This is a genomic window from Aliivibrio finisterrensis, assembly GCF_008933155.1.
Taxonomy (GTDB): domain Bacteria; phylum Pseudomonadota; class Gammaproteobacteria; order Enterobacterales; family Vibrionaceae; genus Aliivibrio; species Aliivibrio finisterrensis.
Genome location: NZ_WBVP01000005.1, coordinates 98,451 through 115,805, shown reverse-complemented (window position 1 = coordinate 115,805; position 17,355 = coordinate 98,451). Strand labels below are relative to the sequence as shown.

Annotated in this window: 20 protein-coding genes; 19 read left to right on the top strand and 1 reads right to left on the bottom strand. The window is 40.6% G+C overall.

Translation table 11 applies throughout. The features are described from left to right. Positions 1-40: 40 nt before the first annotated feature. A complete protein-coding gene (gmhB, locus tag F8B77_RS06435) occupies positions 41-592 on the bottom strand; it encodes a D-glycero-beta-D-manno-heptose 1,7-bisphosphate 7-phosphatase (RefSeq protein ID WP_130047219.1) in 552 nt (183 codons plus the stop codon). A gap of 255 nt (positions 593-847) precedes the next feature. On the opposite strand from gmhB, the gene metN reads away from it, so the two are divergent. The 19 genes from metN (at position 848) to F8B77_RS06340 (ending at position 17,290) form a co-directional block, all read left to right on the top strand. Next, positions 848-1,882, top strand: a complete 1,035-nt coding sequence (gene metN, locus F8B77_RS06430) for a methionine ABC transporter ATP-binding protein MetN (RefSeq protein ID WP_105063353.1) — start codon at positions 848-850, stop codon at positions 1,880-1,882. Continuing rightward, on the top strand, positions 1,872-2,549 hold the full coding sequence (locus F8B77_RS06425) for a methionine ABC transporter permease (protein WP_151654664.1): 678 nt from the start codon (positions 1,872-1,874) through the stop codon (positions 2,547-2,549). The genes metN and F8B77_RS06425 overlap by 11 nt, the downstream gene beginning before the upstream one ends. Positions 2,550-2,587: 38 nt before the next feature. Beyond that, positions 2,588-3,397: a MetQ/NlpA family lipoprotein gene (locus F8B77_RS06420; RefSeq protein ID WP_151654662.1), complete on the top strand. Its 810-nt coding sequence runs from the start codon at positions 2,588-2,590 to the stop codon at positions 3,395-3,397. Between the two features lie 95 nt (positions 3,398-3,492). After that, positions 3,493-4,191, top strand: coding sequence for a tRNA (N6-threonylcarbamoyladenosine(37)-N6)-methyltransferase TrmO (gene tsaA, locus F8B77_RS06415; protein WP_167512777.1), 699 nt, complete (start codon positions 3,493-3,495; stop codon positions 4,189-4,191). 148 nt (positions 4,192-4,339) lie between these two features. After that, positions 4,340-6,055 (top strand): proline--tRNA ligase, encoded by a 1,716-nt coding sequence (locus F8B77_RS06410; RefSeq protein WP_151654658.1) that lies wholly within the window; start codon positions 4,340-4,342, stop codon positions 6,053-6,055. A gap of 440 nt (positions 6,056-6,495) precedes the next feature. Then, entirely contained in the window at positions 6,496-8,109 is a 1,614-nt protein-coding gene (locus tag F8B77_RS06405) for an ABC transporter substrate-binding protein (protein WP_244298221.1), read from the top strand. Then, entirely contained in the window at positions 8,100-9,083 is a 984-nt protein-coding gene (locus F8B77_RS06400) for an ABC transporter permease (protein ID WP_151654656.1), read from the top strand. The genes F8B77_RS06405 and F8B77_RS06400 overlap by 10 nt, the downstream gene beginning before the upstream one ends. 18 nt (positions 9,084-9,101) lie before the next feature. After that, complete coding sequence (locus F8B77_RS06395; RefSeq protein ID WP_130088102.1) at positions 9,102-9,866, top strand: ABC transporter permease; 765 nt, start codon at positions 9,102-9,104, stop codon at positions 9,864-9,866. 10 nt (positions 9,867-9,876) lie between these two features. Further along, the gene (locus F8B77_RS06390; RefSeq protein WP_151654654.1) at positions 9,877-10,617 is read left to right on the top strand and encodes an ATP-binding cassette domain-containing protein; all 741 of its coding nucleotides are present in this window, start codon (positions 9,877-9,879) and stop codon (positions 10,615-10,617) included. Between the two features lies 1 nt (position 10,618). After that, positions 10,619-11,206 (top strand): ATP-binding cassette domain-containing protein, encoded by a 588-nt coding sequence (locus tag F8B77_RS06385; protein WP_151654652.1) that lies wholly within the window; start codon positions 10,619-10,621, stop codon positions 11,204-11,206. A 367-nt stretch (positions 11,207-11,573) separates the two neighbouring features. Beyond that, entirely contained in the window at positions 11,574-12,437 is an 864-nt protein-coding gene (locus F8B77_RS06380; RefSeq protein ID WP_130088099.1) for an urease accessory protein UreD, read from the top strand. Positions 12,438-12,452: 15 nt separating this feature from the next. Further along, positions 12,453-12,755, top strand: a complete 303-nt coding sequence (locus tag F8B77_RS06375) for an urease subunit gamma (protein ID WP_130047231.1) — start codon at positions 12,453-12,455, stop codon at positions 12,753-12,755. Between the two features lie 10 nt (positions 12,756-12,765). Then, positions 12,766-13,122, top strand: coding sequence for an urease subunit beta (locus F8B77_RS06370; RefSeq protein WP_151654778.1), 357 nt, complete (start codon positions 12,766-12,768; stop codon positions 13,120-13,122). Beyond that, entirely contained in the window at positions 13,122-14,825 is a 1,704-nt protein-coding gene (ureC, locus tag F8B77_RS06365) for an urease subunit alpha (RefSeq protein WP_012533253.1), read from the top strand. The genes F8B77_RS06370 and ureC overlap by 1 nt, the downstream gene beginning before the upstream one ends. 61 nt (positions 14,826-14,886) lie before the next feature. Then, a complete protein-coding gene (ureE, locus tag F8B77_RS06360) occupies positions 14,887-15,378 on the top strand; it encodes an urease accessory protein UreE (RefSeq protein ID WP_151654649.1) in 492 nt (163 codons plus the stop codon). Between the two features lie 11 nt (positions 15,379-15,389). Continuing rightward, positions 15,390-16,055, top strand: a complete 666-nt coding sequence (locus F8B77_RS06355; protein WP_151654647.1) for an urease accessory protein UreF — start codon at positions 15,390-15,392, stop codon at positions 16,053-16,055. Between the two features lie 9 nt (positions 16,056-16,064). Then, complete coding sequence (gene ureG, locus F8B77_RS06350; RefSeq protein ID WP_130047233.1) at positions 16,065-16,685, top strand: urease accessory protein UreG; 621 nt, start codon at positions 16,065-16,067, stop codon at positions 16,683-16,685. A gap of 210 nt (positions 16,686-16,895) precedes the next feature. After that, positions 16,896-17,102, top strand: coding sequence for a YaeP family protein (locus F8B77_RS06345; RefSeq protein ID WP_130044681.1), 207 nt, complete (start codon positions 16,896-16,898; stop codon positions 17,100-17,102). Further along, on the top strand, positions 17,102-17,290 hold the full coding sequence (locus F8B77_RS06340; RefSeq protein WP_151654645.1) for a DUF4250 domain-containing protein: 189 nt from the start codon (positions 17,102-17,104) through the stop codon (positions 17,288-17,290). Before F8B77_RS06345 ends, F8B77_RS06340 begins: the two co-directional genes overlap by 1 nt. Positions 17,291-17,355: the final 65 nt, after the last annotated feature.

Here is a 17,355-nt window from a genome sequence, read left to right as displayed (position 1 = left end):
CTGTGCGCTTTCTAAAATTACAGCCGTGTGCTTTATTTAATTAAGCAAAAAGGAACTTAGGCACATCAGCAATACTATCAAGTACCGTAGTTGCTAACGCTTCACCTTCTTCAGTTACTGGTTTACCGGTACGAACAAGGATACGAGTACCAACACCCGCAGCTTGTGCTGCCATCATGTCTTCTTTCTTATCGCCGATCATGACCGAGTTTTCCATATCGATGTCTAGGAAACTCTGTGCTGAGTTAAACATCCCTGGATTTGGTTTGCGGCAATCGCACTCTTCTTTGTATTTTTCTACTGTTGCTTCTGGGTGATGCGGACAATAATAGATACCATCAAAATCAATACCGTGATCAGCAAAGTTCCAATCCATCCATTCAGTTAGGATTTCAAATTGCTCTTCAGTAAACATACCACGAGCAATTCCCGATTGGTTTGTTACTAATACAAGTAGGTAACCCATGTCTTTGCATTTTTTAACGGCATCAAATACACCATCAATATATTCAAAGTCATCACGCTTATGAACATAGCCACGATCAACGTTAATGACGCCATCTCTATCAATAAATACCGCTGGTTTGGACAAGGTGAAACCCTCTAAATAGTCAAATCGGTTAATAAAAAATTATCGCACGCTTTTGCTTTCTTAGCATCATAATTTATACGTTTAGCCGTCTAGACGTAAAAATACCTATTGACTTAAATCAATATCCGAAATAGCATCAGTAGGATATAAAAAATGAGAGATCGCTCAGATTTTTTAACCTTGGTTATCTTTCTATTTACACTGGCTTTCTATTTACATTAGCTCCCTATTTAAAAATGCAGTTCAAGGCGAATCATGATTGAAATAAACCGCGTTAATAAGGTGTTTTATCAAGGTGCAAAGGAAATTAATGCCCTTAAAGATATTAACCTACATATTGCCCAAGGCACCATCTTTGGTGTAATTGGCTCATCAGGTGCAGGGAAAAGTACGCTGATACGCTGTGTAAACATGTTAGAGAAGCCAACAAATGGTGAAGTGATTGTTGATGGTGTTGATTTAACAAAACTCTCTTCAAGCGAGTTAAGCAAAGCACGCCGCAATATCGGAATGATTTTCCAACACTTTAACCTTCTTGCTTCACGAACTGTATTTGAAAACGTAGCTCTACCTCTAGAGTTAGCGGGAAAATCAAAACAAGAGATCAAGAAAAAAGTCACTGAGCTATTAGATTTGGTTGGCTTAGAAGATAAGCACCACACTTATCCTGCAAACCTTAGTGGTGGTCAAAAGCAACGTGTTGCTATCGCTCGTGCACTTTCAACAGATCCAAAAGTACTGCTTTGTGATGAAGCAACCAGTGCGCTTGATCCTGCAACAACAAAGTCAATTCTAGAGCTAATCAAAGATCTAAATCGAAAATTAAATATTACTATCCTAATCATTACCCATGAAATGGAAGTCGTAAAAAATATCTGTCATGAAGTTGCTATTATCGGTGGCGGTGAGTTGGTTGAAAAAGGCATTGTGAGCGATATTTTTGCTCATCCTAAAACCAAACTTGCACAAGAGTTTATTCGTGCAACATTAGATTTATCAATTCCTGATGATTTCAAATCTCGTCTACAAGAAACCTATGTAGAAGGCAGTTACCCTCTTATTCGTTTGGAATTTACTGGTGCCAGTGTTGATGCTCCTGTGATTAGTCAAATATCTCGTGAATTTGACATTGATATCAGTATCTTAAATGCAGATATCGATTATGCTGGCGGCGTTAAATTCGGCCTTATGTTAGCCGAGTTTTTTGGCAACCAAGAATCAACAGCGCAAGCAATTACATTCTTACGCAATCATCACGTAAAAGTAGAGGTATTAGGTTATGTCATTTAATGTGATTTCTGCATGGCTTGATTTAAACAGCAAGCTGTTATTAAACGCAACAGGCGAAACCCTTTATATGGTTGCGGTTGCTGGTATTGTAGGTTTTGCTATTGGTATCCCTCTTGGTGTTGTTTTACACATCACTAAAAAAGGCGGATTAATGGAGAACACCGCGTTTAACAGCGTACTTGGTGCGATAGTAAACGTGGGTCGTTCGGTGCCTTTCTTGGTATTAATGGTTGCGATTATTCCAGTAACAAAACTGATTGTAGGTAGTTTTATTGGTACCACTGCTGCGATTGTCCCATTAACCATTGGTGCCATTCCATTTGTGGCTCGTTTAATCGAAGGTGCGTTAATCGAAGTACCAAGTGGGCTGGTTGAAGCAGCACAGTCAATGGGCGCAACTCCACTGCAAATTATTACGAAAGTACTGCTTCCTGAAGCACTACCAACTATTTTAAACTCAGTAACTATCACACTAGTAACACTAGTTAGCTACTCTGCAATGGCAGGTACAGTTGGCGGCGGTGGCTTAGGTGATGTTGCTATTCGATATGGTTTCCACCGTTATGATTTAACCATCATGGCTGTGACCGTTGTTATGCTGATTGTTTTGGTTCAAATCATTCAATCTGTTGGTGATTCTTTAGTTAAAAAAGTCGATCACCGTTAATTTTATTTAATATGGAATTCATTTTTAAGGAGTAAATAATGAAATTGAATCTAAAAAAACTGGCAGCAGTTGCTGGCCTAGCATCAACACTTATCCTTACGGGTTGTGGACAAGAAGAAGCAAAAACAAACTCAATTAAAGTGGGTGTAATGGCAGGTGCTGAAGCGCAAGTTGCTGAAGTTGCGGCTAAAGTGGCAAAAGAGCAATACGGTCTTGATGTTGAGCTAGTGACATTTACCGATTACGTAACACCAAACGCCGCATTGGATGATGGTTCAATTGACCTAAATGCATTCCAACACAAGCCATACCTAGATCAACAAGTGACTGATCGTGGTTACAAAATTGAAATCGCTGGTAATTCATTTGTTTACCCAATTGCTGGTTACTCTAAGCAAGTAACTTCGGTTGACCAAATTGAAGATGGTGCACGTATTGCGGTACCAAACGATCCAACGAACCTTGGTCGTTCTTTACTTCTTCTTCAAGAACAAGGGCTAATCACATTACGTGATGGTTCTGGTCTTGCTGCAACGGTTCGTGATATTACGGCTAACCCTAAAAACATCACTATTGTTGAGTTGGATGCAGCACAGCTTCCTCGCTCTCTTGATGATGTAGCACTGTCTGTAATCAACACAACTTACGCAAGTAGCCTAAACCTTACACCTGAGAAAGATGGCATCTTTGTTGAAGATAAAGACTCTCCGTATGTAAACCTAATTGTTGGTCGTACTGACAACGTAAAAACTGAAAACGTAAAAACGTTTGTTAAAGCATACCAATCAGAAGAAGTTTACCAAGCAGCACTTAACACATTTAAAGGTGGCGTAGTTAAAGGTTGGTAATCCCCTTCTTTTAACAAGCTAACCTACAAAAGGTTGACGTGAGAGCGTCAACCTTTTTTAATATCTAAAGATTATTATTCATAAAGAATACTTCAATGACTTATCACATCGATCCTGTTGGTTTTATCCAATCACCTTACAAAGAAAAGTTTGCGGTTCCTCGCCAACCTCGCTTAGCACCTAGCGCCACATCTCGCTTAAAATTAGTGGGAGAGGCAAATTCACCAGAAGCGGTTCGTGGAATTGAGCAATTCTCTCATCTATGGTTATTGTTCTTATTTGACCAAAACTTAGAGTCGGGATGGAGACCAACGGTTCGCCCACCACGTTTGGGTGGCAACGAACGTATTGGTGTGTTTGCTTCGCGTGCGACCTTTCGTCCCAATGGCATTGGTATGTCTGCGGTTGAATTAAAAGGCGTAGTTCAAGAAGGCAATCAAACCTATTTAGAATTGGGCAGCGTTGATTTGGTGGATAACACGCCAATCATAGACATCAAACCATACATCCCCTATTCCGATTCCATTCCTGATGCACTCGGTGGTTTTGCAGAGAAAGAACCCGATGTTCTTGATGTATATTTATCGATAGAGGCACAAAGATCACTTAGCTCTCACCCTCAAAAAGCACATATTGAAGCAGTGATAAAAGAAGTACTTGGACAAGATCCACGCCCAGCCTACAAAAAAGGGAAAGCTGATAACAAAGAATATGCGGTAAATTTGTTTGATTTGAACGTAAAATTCACTGTAGATAGCAATTCGATCACGGTAACTGCAATTGATCGCTTTTGAGATCGCTTTTAGACTGATATCATAGAAAACTTAATTTTAGATTGATCCTGTTCTCATTAAAGAACATACCATGACTAAGATTGAACTCTCGGTTTAACTGTTTAAGTCGAGCTATTCCAATATTCATAACTAACAAATGGATGAAAACATGCGCACTAGCAAATACCTTCTTTCAACACTGAAGGAGACTCCAAACGACGCAGAAGTAGTTAGCCACCAGCTAATGCTACGTGCAGGTATGATCCGTCGTCTAGCTTCAGGTTTATATACTTGGCTACCGACTGGTCTACGTGTATTGCGTAAAGTCGAAAACATCGTTCGTCAAGAGATCGACAATGCAGGTGCAATCGAAACTTTGATGCCCGTAGTTCAACCGTTTGAGCTTTGGGAAGAAACAGGCCGCTCAGAAAAAATGGGCCCTGAACTTCTTCGCTTTACTGACCGTCATGTTCGTCCGTTTGTACTGAGTCCAACAGCTGAAGAAGTTATTACTAGCCTTGTTCGTAACGAAGTTAGCTCTTACAAACAACTTCCGCTAAACCTGTACCAAATTCAAACGAAATTCCGTGATGAGCGTCGCCCACGTTTTGGCGTTATGCGTGCACGTGAATTCTGCATGATGGATGCGTACAGCTTTGACATCGATAAAGAAGGCCTACAAAAGTCTTACGATGCAATGCACGATGCTTACTGTAAAGCCTTCGACCGCATGGGTCTTGAGTACCGTCCAGTATTGGCTGACTCAGGCGCTATTGGTGGCAGTGGCTCTCAAGAGTTCCACGTACTTGCAGAAAGCGGCGAAGATTTAATCGCATTCTCAACAGAATCTGATTACGCAGCGAACATCGAAAAAGCAGAAGCTCTAGCACCAACAACTGAACGTGCAGCGCCTACTCAAGAGATGACAACCGTTGATACACCAAACGCAAAAACAATTGCAGAATTGGTTGAGCAACACGGTATCGCTATTGAGAAAACAGTGAAAACATTATTTGTTAAAGCATCTGATGACGTTGACGCGGATATCATCGCACTTATCATCCGTGGTGATCACGAACTTAACGAAGTTAAAGCTGAAAACCTAAAAGAAGTTGCTTCTCCATTAGAGATGGCAACAGAAGAAGAAATTCGTGCTCTAATCGGTGCTGGTGCAGGTTCTCTTGGTCCTGTTGGCCTAGAACTGCCATTCATCGTTGACCGTTCTGTTGCAGTAATGAGTGACTTTGGCACAGGCGCAAACGTCGACGGTAAGCACTTCTTTGGTGTAAACTGGGATCGTGACGTACAACTTGGTCAAATTGAAGACCTACGTAACGTGGTAGAAGGCGATCTAAGCCCATGTGGTCAAGGTACTCTACAACTGAAACGCGGTATCGAAGTTGGTCACATATTCCAATTAGGTACAGCCTACTCAGAAGCAATGAACTGTAGCGTACTGGATTCAAACGGTAAGAATGTCATCCTCGAAATGGGTTGTTACGGTATTGGTGTATCACGTGTTGTTGCCTCAGCTATCGAACAAAACAACGACGAATACGGCATTGTATGGCCAGAAGCGCTTGCACCATTTACGGTTGCTATCGTTCCTATGAACATGCACAAATCTGAGCGCGTTAAAGAAGCAGCAGAAAAACTGTATGCAGAACTAACAGCAATGGGCATCGATGTACTATTTGATGACCGTAAAGAGCGTCCAGGTGTTATGTTTAAAGACATCGAGCTTATCGGTATTCCACATACTGTTGTTATTGGCGACCGTAGCATGGATGAAGGTAATTTCGAATATAAAAACCGCCGTGCAAACAGCAAAGAAGTGGTTGAAATTGCAAACATCGTTGAGCACATTAAAGCTCAATTAAGCTAATTTCACTGCATTAAAAATACCAAAGGCTAAGTAGATTTACTTAGCCTTTTTTATATCCATGAAATAATGTTACTTTTGCTCATTTATTTCTTGATTACTTTACATCTACTGATAGAATCCGCACCAATAAAATCGCTCTCTTTTTTACCGTTGTTCTACGGCTTGTGATTTTGATATACCGATGGATTTAACTCTCTATTTGTTAATACCATCAAATTCGATCTGATATTATTTACCATCAATCTATACGTATTTAACACTATAGCAACTAATGTGTAATTACCTTTTTATTAAGGTGCTTCGTATTGTCTCAAATATAATCGAATCAACAATCGTTATATTCGTGTGATAAGTTTAGATCGCCACTTAATTTCTAATACCGTTCGTAAATGCATTCTCTCATTTACCTGCACTACTTCTTTATATATTGGAAACAAGTTGTGAATACATTATTTAAATTAATCAATGAAAATAAAAATCTATTCATTTATTTTCTATTTTCATTAATTATCTCTTTTTTTACTACGTTCAGCCTTTCAACATTCGCTTCTGAACCTCAAGTTAAAAAGCCAACTATTTTAAAAGTTGCCCTTGGTAGTGAACCCGCTTCCGGCTTTGACCCGATCCTTGGTTGGGGTAAATACGGCAATCCGTTATTCCAATCTACCCTATTAAAAAGAGATAAAGAATTAAATTTTGTTGGCGACTTAGCGACAAAATGGCGCTTAACCAATAATAAACTGACCTGGATTGTCACTTTAAGAAACGACGTTCAATTCAGTGATGGTACTCCACTGACAGCAGAAGATGTCGCTTTCACTTACAATCAAATTTTGCAGCAAAGCAGCACCCATGATCTCAGTGCATTAAAAATGGCAGAGCCTTTAACGCCTTATTCGGTGGCCTTCCATTTGACTCAATGTGACATTACATTTCTAGACCGATTCTCCTCTATTGGAATCGTTCCAAAACACGTTTATCAACAGCAAGATAATAGCTTTCGTTATGGCTCATCCCCGGTAGGCTCTGGTCCTTATGTCCTAACCAAGTGGGTAAAAAACCAGTACGTTAGTATGAAATTGAATCCATATTATTATGGGAAAACACCTCATTTCTCACAGTTAATCGCTGTTTTTGGAAGTGAAGAGTCTCGTTTTATTCAACTAAAAACACACCAATTAGATTTAAGTGTTGTACCTCAACGCTATGCAAATCAAACACTCAAAGGCTATAAGCTATGGTCAGTACCGACACTAGATAATCGTGGTATTGTCTGGCCAATGCACTACAACAAAAATGCTGAAATGACTTACATCACAGCCGACCCTGCCATAAGGGAAGTGTTTGATTACTTAATTGATAAGCAATTAATTGTAGATAAATTATTAGATGGTTATGCAACACCTGCGTATTCCATCGCAGATAATATGCCTTGGGGTTTGGATACCCAAGACATCACTTCTAAAAAAGTAAACCTAAGCCATGCTAACGCTTTGCTTGCACAAGCGGGTTGGAGTGACAGTAATAATAATGGGACGCTAGATAAACAAGGTCATGAAGCTTCTTTTTCTCTGCTCTATAAAGCAGGAGATAGTGTCAGAGAACAGCTGGCATTAGCAATCAGTTCAATGGCGGCTAAAGTCGGTATTAACATTAATGTTAAAGGTCTCGAATGGAATGATATTGCCCTCCAAATGACGACAACTCCCGTCCTTATGGGCTTTGGTAGTCACTCTGCAAGTGAAGTAACTTATGTTTATCACTCTCGTTATGCGCATACTGATTTCTATAACTCAGGCGGTTATCGAAATCCACAGGTCGATTCAGCGATTGATAAAGCCCTTAAAGCACCATCATGGGATGCATCATTGCCTTTTTGGCAACAAGCACAACAGCAGATACAACAAGATCGCCCATGGACTTGGTTAGTTAATATCCAGCACCTTTATATGGCTAAAAATTGCTTAGATTTAGGAAAACCAATTACTGAACCACATGATCATGGCTGGCCGCTAACCGCAAATATCGAAGAGTGGCGTTGGACGTGTCAATAAACACCCAACATTCAAGTCGTGTGTGCGTAAGTTTAACTCGCCTTGTGATTCAACTGTGTTTGGCTCTTGTAATGATAACGCTACTCTTGGCGTTATCACCGATTGATCCCATCAGTGCGTATTTTGATGGTAACGCGCTCGCTGTCTTTGGTGAGCGAAAAATACAGCTTATCGAACAACTAGGCCTAAACCAAACCGCCTTGGAGCGCATGATAGATTTTACAACTTCATTACTGTCAGGTGATTTTGGTTACTCTTATCACTATCAAGAGCCTGTCAGTGAGATCATTTGGCAACGCAGTCGTTATTCCATCATGCTAATGGCTAGCGCGAGTGCTTTATCACTCATCCTTGGCTATACCATCGGGCTGTTACTTGGTTTATTTCCAACAAAGAAATGGAGTAACGTTTTTACTCACATTACATTAATGATGAATGCCATCCCTAGTTTTTGGGTTGGTTTAATCCTAATCAGTGTTTTTGCTATAAAATTAGTTTGGTTTCCTATCGGCGGTGTTTCTCCTTTAGGAATTGATCCTGAGAGTTTATCTTTATATGAAAAAGCACCTTACTTCGTATTACCATTAGTGACCTTATGCTTTAGCTTAATGGCGCCCATTATTTTACATACGAGAGAAAAGGTCATTGAAGTGAGTCATAGCCAGCACGTGCAATATGCTCGCCTTCATGGTCAATCTATTTTCTCTATTGTTCGGTACCATTTATTAAGAAACACCCTGGTCCCAGCTTTAGTCATTCAATTAGCGGGGTTCTCTGAATTATTAAGTGGATCAGTCATTGTTGAAACCGTCTTTAATTTTCCAGGCATAGGGCAAACCTTAGTAAAAGCAGGCCTTAGTGGAGATACGCCACTGCTGCTGGGGATCACTTTTTGTTGTGCCATCTTTGTTTTTATCGGTAATGCCCTAGCCTCGCTACTCAGTAAGCGGCTCTCTTTGTCCGCCTCATTTTAACCTTAAAGAATATTTATTATGTTAAAGAAGCATCTTCCTTTAACCTTATTTTGTCTTTTATTACTGATTTCCCTCTCTTGGCAAAATAATGGCGAGAACATTGATTTATTCAATAAAAACCTTATGCCAAACGCCCATTATTGGTTTGGAACCGACTGGTTAGGCAGAGATGTCTTTAGCCGAACTCTCAAAGCGCTTTTATTCAGCCTTGCTATGGGAGGGCTAGCCTCTCTCTTCTGCTCATTGCTTTCGATGTGTTTGGCTTTGATTGGAAATATCAATGCAACTTGTAGCTACCTAATTAATACTCTAATTGATGTATGGAGTGCTTTACCACACATCTTAGTCATGATTGTACTGTCCATTTTAGTTGGTGGTGGTTTTGAAGGGTTAGTGGTTGCTATTACCTTTAGTCATTGGCCTAAATTGACGCGCTTGCTTAAAGTTGAAATTGAACAGTTACGCCAAAAGCCTTATGTATTGCATTCGCTGGCTTTTGGGCATTCTAAGTTGCACAGCTACGTGACACATTTGACGCCTCACCTTTTGCCACAAATGCTAACCGGAATGTTAGTCTTATACCCTCAAGCATTAGTTCATGGTGCCGGATTGACGTTTTTAGGCTTTGGTATTGAACCGTCCACGCCCTCCATGGGGGGAATGCTCTCTGAAGCAAGTAAATACTTACTTAGTGGCCAATGGTGGCTGGCTTTATTCCCGGGGATAATGTTAATCATTAGCTCATTACTGCTGATGCAAATTGGCGCTAATACAAGAAAATAAGGAGCTGGCAATGATTCAAATTAGTGCACTACATATCAAACAAAAAGATCACCAAACCCCGCTGCTCAGCAACCTTTCTTTATCTATTGATAAAGGTGAAGTTTTAGCGATCATCGGAGCCAGTGGTTGTGGAAAAAGTGTATTAATTAACACCATTATGAACTCCCTCTCCTCTGATTTCAGCGTCACAGGAGAGATTAATATTGATCCAACAGTACGAATGGCTTTAGTTCCACAGTACATTGATGCTTTAAATCCAACAGCAAAAATTGGTTCCCAACTAGCGCAATTTGACCCTACAAAAAAATGGTATCAACGCAAAAATACAACCGCTATTCACAAGGCTCTCACTTTTGCTCAATTACCTCAATCTGTCGCTAGTTTGTACCCTTATCAATTATCAGGAGGTATGGCGAAACGTGTGCTCTCTGCGCTGGCTTTCATTCAAAACCCAGACGTTATTATTGCTGATGAACCAAGCTGTGGTATCAATGATGAATATGTTGAACCTTTATTTCAGCACTATCAACACCTCGCTCATAATGAGAAAAAAAGTGTCATCATCATCAGTCATGACTTAAAACACGTTATTGATATTGCCGATCGAATTCTTGTATTAAATAATAATGATGATGATGATGGAAACCAACTGTCATCCATAGAGTACACTAGCCCAAAAAACATTAAGGAAGGAAAAAGCCAACCATACAGCCAAGCGTTATGGAAAGCCTTACCTAACCACTGGGAATAATATGATTCAATTACTTAACGCCTGTATTCACTACAAAAATAAACCACTTTCGCTGCCCAATATCAGCCTAGAGCTGGGAGAGATTCTTGGACTCTCAGGGAGCAGTGGCAGCGGTAAATCAACCGTCGCCATGCTATTGGCTGGTTTTATGACTCCTAACTCAGGGAGTGTAACGATACCTGAATACAACAAAAACACACCTAATCCAGTTCAATGGATTGGCCAACATCCAGAACGCTCATTCAATCCTAAGTGGACATTATTACGATCTTTAAAAGAGAGCTTTCGTGATAATCCTTTTGATGAATACCTAGAGCGCTTTAGTATTGATAAAGAGTGGTTGTCTCGTTATCCAGCAGAGTTATCTGGCGGACAGCTACAACGTTTAGCTTTATGTCGCGCATTATTGCCCACAACTCAATACTTACTGTGTGATGAGATCACAGCTCAACTCGATCCCATTACTCAAAAAACAATTTGGGAACAACTACTGCAACTGTGTCAGAAAAAAAACATGGGGCTTTTAATTATTTCTCATGAAAAAGCCTTACTTAACTCTATTTGTCATAAAATAATTACTATTAATTAAGAAGTTTTATTCAAAGATATCGACCTGTTTTTAGAATAAATTTTCTACTTATATTTAACAAATTTAAAACCCTAAAAAAGTTCTATTTTTCATTATATTTCTGTTGCCAAGTCTAAAATATAGGATTAATATCCAGATCATAAAGCGTTCAAAAATCTTCTCTAAAGTTAATCTATTTTTCATATTCATGTTCACTCAAATTAGATTACCTTTACTGTAAATATGAGTACTTAACTCAACACTGCCGTAATTTAGGCAATTACAATTTATTTAGAATACTTACCTCTCTAGTTTTAAACTGGAGATGTTTGCTATTTATTTTCATTACTTCTTTTGAGGAAAATATGCCATAGCGGCAGGGTTAAATATGCCTGAAATAAATACATCCCCCTCTGGTTGGTTAGCAGACATATCCCTTTTCTATGAAAAAAGAGGCTCAAATACCAAACTAGTTCGTCGTGAACAAGTTGGTCCATTAATGGTGCAGCGTCCTTTTTATCCAGAAATTGGGGTTTCTCATACCTATTTACTTCACCCACCCGGTGGCGTAGTCGGTGGTGATCAACTCAATATTAATATTCATGTTGCACCAGAGGCTCACTCATTAATAACAACACCAGGGGCCACTAAGTTTTATCGTAGCTCTGGCGCAACATCAAGCCAAACACAACGCTTAAATGTCGAAGAAAAAGGCTTCTTAGAGTGGTTACCTCAAGAAAACATTTTTTTCCCAGATAGCCAAGCACACTTAAATACTCAAGTTGCTCTACATAAAAATTCGCATTTTATTGGTTGGGAAATGAACTGTTTTGGCCGCCCTGTACTCAATGAGATTTTTGAAAAAGGCATGGTGACAGGGCGAACCAACATTAACGTTGATGGCAAATTACTGCTTTCAGAGTCCATGTATATCGACGCCATTAATGAAATTAAGCACGCAGCAGGAATGCGAGATTACCCAATGCTTGGAAATCTGTATATCTACCCTGCATCTGAAACACTAGAAGATAAATTAAGAACACTGATTAATGAACATTTCCATGAACAAACTGGGTTATTTGGCAATAGCGATCCTATTTGTGGAATTACTGAAATTGATGGCTTATTGGTTATCCGTTATTTAGGCCACCAAACAGAGCCAATGATGGCGTGTTTCAGCACTCTATGGCAACAGACTCGCCAACATTGGTTAGGCTCCTTACCCGAAGTCCCACGCATCTGGGCTACATAATTAGTTGGAATAGCAATGGAATTAACACCAAGAGAAAAAGACAAACTGCTGCTTGCTTCTGCGGGCATGATCGCTGAAAGACGTAAGGCGCGTGGACTAAAACTGAATTATCCAGAATCTATCGCCTTAATCTGTTTTGAAATTATGGAAGGCGCACGCGACGGACGCACAGTGGCTGATCTAATGAACTACGGTCGTACTATTTTAACCGCTGATGATGTAATGGAAGGCGTCCCTGAGATGATCCCAGATGTTCAGGTTGAATGTACTTTCCCTGACGGAACTAAACTCGTTTCAATTCACGATCCTATTGTTTAAGGAGCAAATGATGATCCCTGGCGAATTAAGAGTTAATAACGACCTAGGTCAAATAGAATTGAACGTGGGCCGCACAACACACACATTATCTGTCGCAAATTATGGTGACCGCCCTATTCAAGTTGGCTCTCATTATCACTTTTATGAAGTCAATGAAGCGCTTCATTTCGATCGTGAGCCAACCAAAGGCTTCCGTTTAAATATCCCTGCAGGAATGGCTATTCGCTTTGAACCTGGTCAACGTCGAACAATTGAATTAGTTGAATTTGCAGGTAAACGTGAAATCTACGGTTTCCAAGCCGCAATAATGGGTAATGTCGATAAGCACATCACTGCAGTAATTCCTGACGATAAAGAGGTGAAGTAATGGCACATATTTCTCGTACGGCTTATGCCAATATGTTTGGGCCGACAACAGGCGATCGCCTTCGTCTAGCAGACACTGAACTGTTTTTAGAAGTAGAAAAAGATTTTACAACCTACGGCGAAGAAGTGAAATTCGGCGGTGGTAAAGTGATCCGTGATGGCATGGGTCAAAGCCAAGTAGTTAATAGTGAATGCGTTGATGTGGTTATTACCAATGCATTAATTCTCGATCACTGGGGTATTGTTAAAGCCGATATCGGTATTAAAGATGGTCGGATCTTTGGTATTGGTAAAGCGGGCAATCCCGATGTTCAACCGAATGTCGATATCGTTGTTGGTCCAGCAACTGAAGTGGTCGCTGGTGAAGGCAAAATCATTACCGCTGGTGGCGTTGATACGCATATTCACTTTATCTGCCCTCAACAAGCGGAAGAAGGCTTAACTTCTGGTGTCACGACCTTTATTGGTGGTGGTACAGGCCCAGTAGCAGGTACCAATGCAACCACGGTAACCCCAGGTATTTGGAACATACACCGCATGTTAGAAGCGGTTGATGATTTACCCATTAACGTTGGTCTATTTGGTAAAGGCTGCGTAAGTAAGCCTGAAGCCCTGCGTGAACAAATTGAAGCCGGTGCAATGGGGTTGAAAATCCATGAAGACTGGGGCGCAACCCCTGCGGCTATTCATAACTGTTTAAACGTAGCTGATGAAATGGACATCCAAATTGCCATTCACTCAGACACCTTAAATGAAGGTGGTTTTTACGAAGAAACCGTTAAAGCCATTGGTGATCGTGTTATTCACGTATTCCACACCGAGGGTGCTGGTGGTGGTCACGCTCCAGATGTGATTAAGTCTGTGGGCGAACCGAATATTTTACCGGCATCAACCAACCCAACCATGCCATACACCATCAATACCGTTGATGAACATTTGGATATGTTGATGGTCTGCCACCACTTAGATCCATCTATTCCAGAAGATGTGGCTTTTGCGGAATCTCGTATTCGTCGTGAAACCATTGCTGCTGAAGATATTCTTCATGATATGGGCGCAATCTCGGTGATGTCATCGGACTCACAAGCCATGGGCCGTGTTGGTGAAGTGATTATTCGTACTTGGCAGTGTGCAAATAAAATGAAACTTCAACGTGGCATTTTAGAAGGTGATAACGAGCATAACGACAACGAACGAATTAAACGCTACGTGGCTAAATACACCATCAACCCAGCGATTGCTCATGGTATTTCACATGAAGTTGGCTCTGTTGAAAAAGGCAAACTGGCTGATTTAGTGTTATGGAACCCAGCATTTTTTGGTGTAAAACCGGCGCTTGTTATGAAAAGTGGTTTAGTCGCTTACGCCCCCATGGGTGACATCAATGCCGCAATTCCAACACCACAGCCGGTACATTATCGCCCAATGTTCGCCTGTTACGGCAAAGCGAAATTCAAGTCTTCAATGATCTTCCTATCTCAAGCAAGTATCGAAGCGGGTGTGCCTGAGAAGTTGAATCTACAAAGCCAAATTGGTGAAGTAAAAGGGTGTCGTAACATCTCGAAAAAATCGATGATTCATAACAGTTATACACCAAATATTGAATTAGACAGCCAAACCTATGAAGTAAAAGCCGATGGTGTTCCTCTTGTATGCGAACCAGCAACAGAGCTACCAATGGCACAACGTTATTTCTTATTCTAACCCCCTGCCTCGCTGGTTTTCTACCTATTTACCAGCGGGGCACTTTTTAGAGTGAACAACCATGATTAAATTTACTCACCTTGTACATCACCATCATGATGAGCATCATCACGGTGAAGAACATACACACAACACCGCTGAGCTAACCATTTGTTTAACGATGCAAGAGCGCACCAAAAGTCGCCTAAAAGTGACCTTAAGTGATGGCTCTGAAGCGGGTCTATTTTTACCTCGTGGCACCGTATTAAAAGAGCACGATATCGTTGAAAATGACGACGGTATCCAAGCGATAATCACAGCGGCAGAAGAGACCGTATCAACGGTTTACAGCGATGACTTATTGCTACTTGCAAAAGCGTGTTATCACTTAGGTAACCGTCACGTTCCTCTACAGGTTGAAGCAGGTTGGTGCCGTTACCTACACGATCACGTACTTGATGACATGGTGCAACGCTTAGGGCTAAACGTAAAAGTTGAGCAAGCGAAATACCAACCTGAGCCAGGTGCTTACGGTGGCTCAAGTGCAGGCTCACACGATGGTCATCACCACTAAGGGCGGCCATTGTGTTAGAGGATTTACGGCTCTACCAATTAATTAGCCCATCATTACCCGTTGGCTCATTCACGTATTCGCAAGGATTAGAATGGGCGATTGAAAAAGGTTGGGTGACCAATGTGACTGAGCTAAAACATTGGTTGAATAATCAATTGATGGACAGCTTAGCGACGTTAGAGCTGCCTGTTTTAGCTAAATTAACTCAATTACTGCAGCAAGAAGAGTGGCAACACGCTCAAGATTGGTGTGATTTTATTATTGCCAATCGAGAAACCAAAGAGTTACGACTTGAAGAAAGACAAAGAGGACTCGCCTTCTCTATGTTATTGCCAAAATTAGGGATCGAATTAAATCAAACCACCCTGCTAATGGTAAAACAAACTCAAGTTGCCGCTTTTGCGTTAGCCGCTAACCATTGGAACTTAACACCAACTAAACTCGCCGCAGCGTATGCGTGGGGATGGTTAGAAAATGCCGTGATCGTTGGTATTAAGTTGGTTCCATTAGGGCAAAGTGCCGGACAACAGTTGTTATTAGAAATGGCAGAGGTTATCCCACAAGCAGTAGAAAAATCACAGCACTGGCCTGAACACCTGATTGGTAGCTTCACTCCAGCGCAAGTATTAGCAAGTTCTCGACACGAGAGCCAATACACTCGACTATTTAGATCGTGAGAAAATAAAATGCAAGATTACAAACAACCTTTACGTATTGGTGTTGGCGGCCCTGTTGGTTCAGGCAAAACAGCACTATTAGAAGTACTGTGTAAGACACTGCGCGATACATACCAAATCGCTGTAGTAACCAACGACATCTACACGCAAGAAGACGCTAAGATCCTAACTCAAGCTGAAGCACTAGATGCGGACCGTATCATTGGTGTAGAAACCGGTGGCTGTCCTCACACTGCCATTCGTGAAGATGCATCAATGAACTTAGCGGCAGTTGAAGAGTTAGCACAACGCCATAAAAACCTTGATGTAGTATTTGTAGAAAGTGGTGGCGATAACCTAAGTGCAACTTTCAGTCCTGAATTAGCAGACTTAACCATCTATGTGATTGACGTTGCTGAGGGTGAGAAAATCCCTCGTAAAGGTGGTCCTGGTATCACAAAGTCTGATCTATTAATCATTAATAAAATCGACTTAGCGCCATACGTTGGTGCGTCTCTTGAAGTGATGGAATCAGACACGGCACGTATGCGTCCAACGCGTCCCTACGTGTTTGCTAACCTGAAAAAAGGCGTTGGTTTAGATAAGATCATCGAATTCATCATTGATCGCGGCATGTTAGACGCAAAATAATAACGCTAAGCGAATTACGATAAACAAACACCAATAGAATCCGTCCTAGATAAGTTAAAGCCTCATAACAAGTTATGTCATAACAGGCTTGTTTTGAGGCTTTGTTTTATCTAAATCAATGTATTAGTAATTTAAAACATTTGATGATTGGTAATAAAAATTGCTCAGTGTAAACTTCATCATAATTATCATTTTAAAATGGAAAGTCTAATGAAAGTATATGATTGTTGTGACATGGTACGTGAGCTGTATTCTTTAATTGGCAGTGGTGATCAAGGCTATATTCCTCAAGCCATTACGTGTGCTGTTAAGTCATTAAACGACATCGCTGCAGATGAGTCTCTACCAAAAGCAACTCGTGAAAAAGCCGCATTTGCCGCTGCAAATTTATTAATTTCTGATTTTGAGGATGAATAATGACACCTGAAAAAATGGCTTCAATGGATCCTGTTATGCTAATGAGCATAGTTAACATGAAGATCCGTGATGAATTTGGTGACCTAAATAGCTACGTTAAATTCTATGAATTAGATAAAGACGCTCTCATTAAAAAGCTAGCTGATGCTGGGTTTGACTACCAAGAAGAAGCAAAACAATTTAGATAGAAAAATCAACAGCAAAAAGCCAGCATAATTAACATGCTGGCTTTTTTATATTTTAGGACGAGACA

Excerpts from the sequence above, each read along its gene's own strand:
- ureG (WP_130047233.1), top strand. The coding sequence starts at position 16,065 with ATGCAAGATTACAAACAACCTTTACGTATTGGTGTTGGCGGCCCTGTT.
- F8B77_RS06380 (WP_130088099.1), top strand. The coding sequence starts at position 11,574 with ATGCCTGAAATAAATACATCCCCCTCTGGTTGGTTAGCAGACATATCC.
- F8B77_RS06395 (WP_130088102.1), top strand. The coding sequence starts at position 9,102 with ATGTTAAAGAAGCATCTTCCTTTAACCTTATTTTGTCTTTTATTACTG.
- F8B77_RS06370 (WP_151654778.1), top strand. The coding sequence starts at position 12,766 with ATGATCCCTGGCGAATTAAGAGTTAATAACGACCTAGGTCAAATAGAA.
- F8B77_RS06420 (WP_151654662.1), top strand. The coding sequence starts at position 2,588 with ATGAAATTGAATCTAAAAAAACTGGCAGCAGTTGCTGGCCTAGCATCA.
- ureC (WP_012533253.1), top strand. The coding sequence starts at position 13,122 with ATGGCACATATTTCTCGTACGGCTTATGCCAATATGTTTGGGCCGACA.
- metN (WP_105063353.1), top strand. The coding sequence starts at position 848 with ATGATTGAAATAAACCGCGTTAATAAGGTGTTTTATCAAGGTGCAAAG.
- F8B77_RS06385 (WP_151654652.1), top strand. The coding sequence starts at position 10,619 with ATGATTCAATTACTTAACGCCTGTATTCACTACAAAAATAAACCACTT.
- ureE (WP_151654649.1), top strand. The coding sequence starts at position 14,887 with ATGATTAAATTTACTCACCTTGTACATCACCATCATGATGAGCATCAT.
- F8B77_RS06375 (WP_130047231.1), top strand. The coding sequence starts at position 12,453 with ATGGAATTAACACCAAGAGAAAAAGACAAACTGCTGCTTGCTTCTGCG.
- F8B77_RS06425 (WP_151654664.1), top strand. The coding sequence starts at position 1,872 with ATGTCATTTAATGTGATTTCTGCATGGCTTGATTTAAACAGCAAGCTG.
- F8B77_RS06340 (WP_151654645.1), top strand. The coding sequence starts at position 17,102 with ATGACACCTGAAAAAATGGCTTCAATGGATCCTGTTATGCTAATGAGC.
- F8B77_RS06345 (WP_130044681.1), top strand. The coding sequence starts at position 16,896 with ATGAAAGTATATGATTGTTGTGACATGGTACGTGAGCTGTATTCTTTA.
- tsaA (WP_167512777.1), top strand. The coding sequence starts at position 3,493 with ATGACTTATCACATCGATCCTGTTGGTTTTATCCAATCACCTTACAAA.
- F8B77_RS06390 (WP_151654654.1), top strand. The coding sequence starts at position 9,877 with ATGATTCAAATTAGTGCACTACATATCAAACAAAAAGATCACCAAACC.
- F8B77_RS06410 (WP_151654658.1), top strand. The coding sequence starts at position 4,340 with ATGCGCACTAGCAAATACCTTCTTTCAACACTGAAGGAGACTCCAAAC.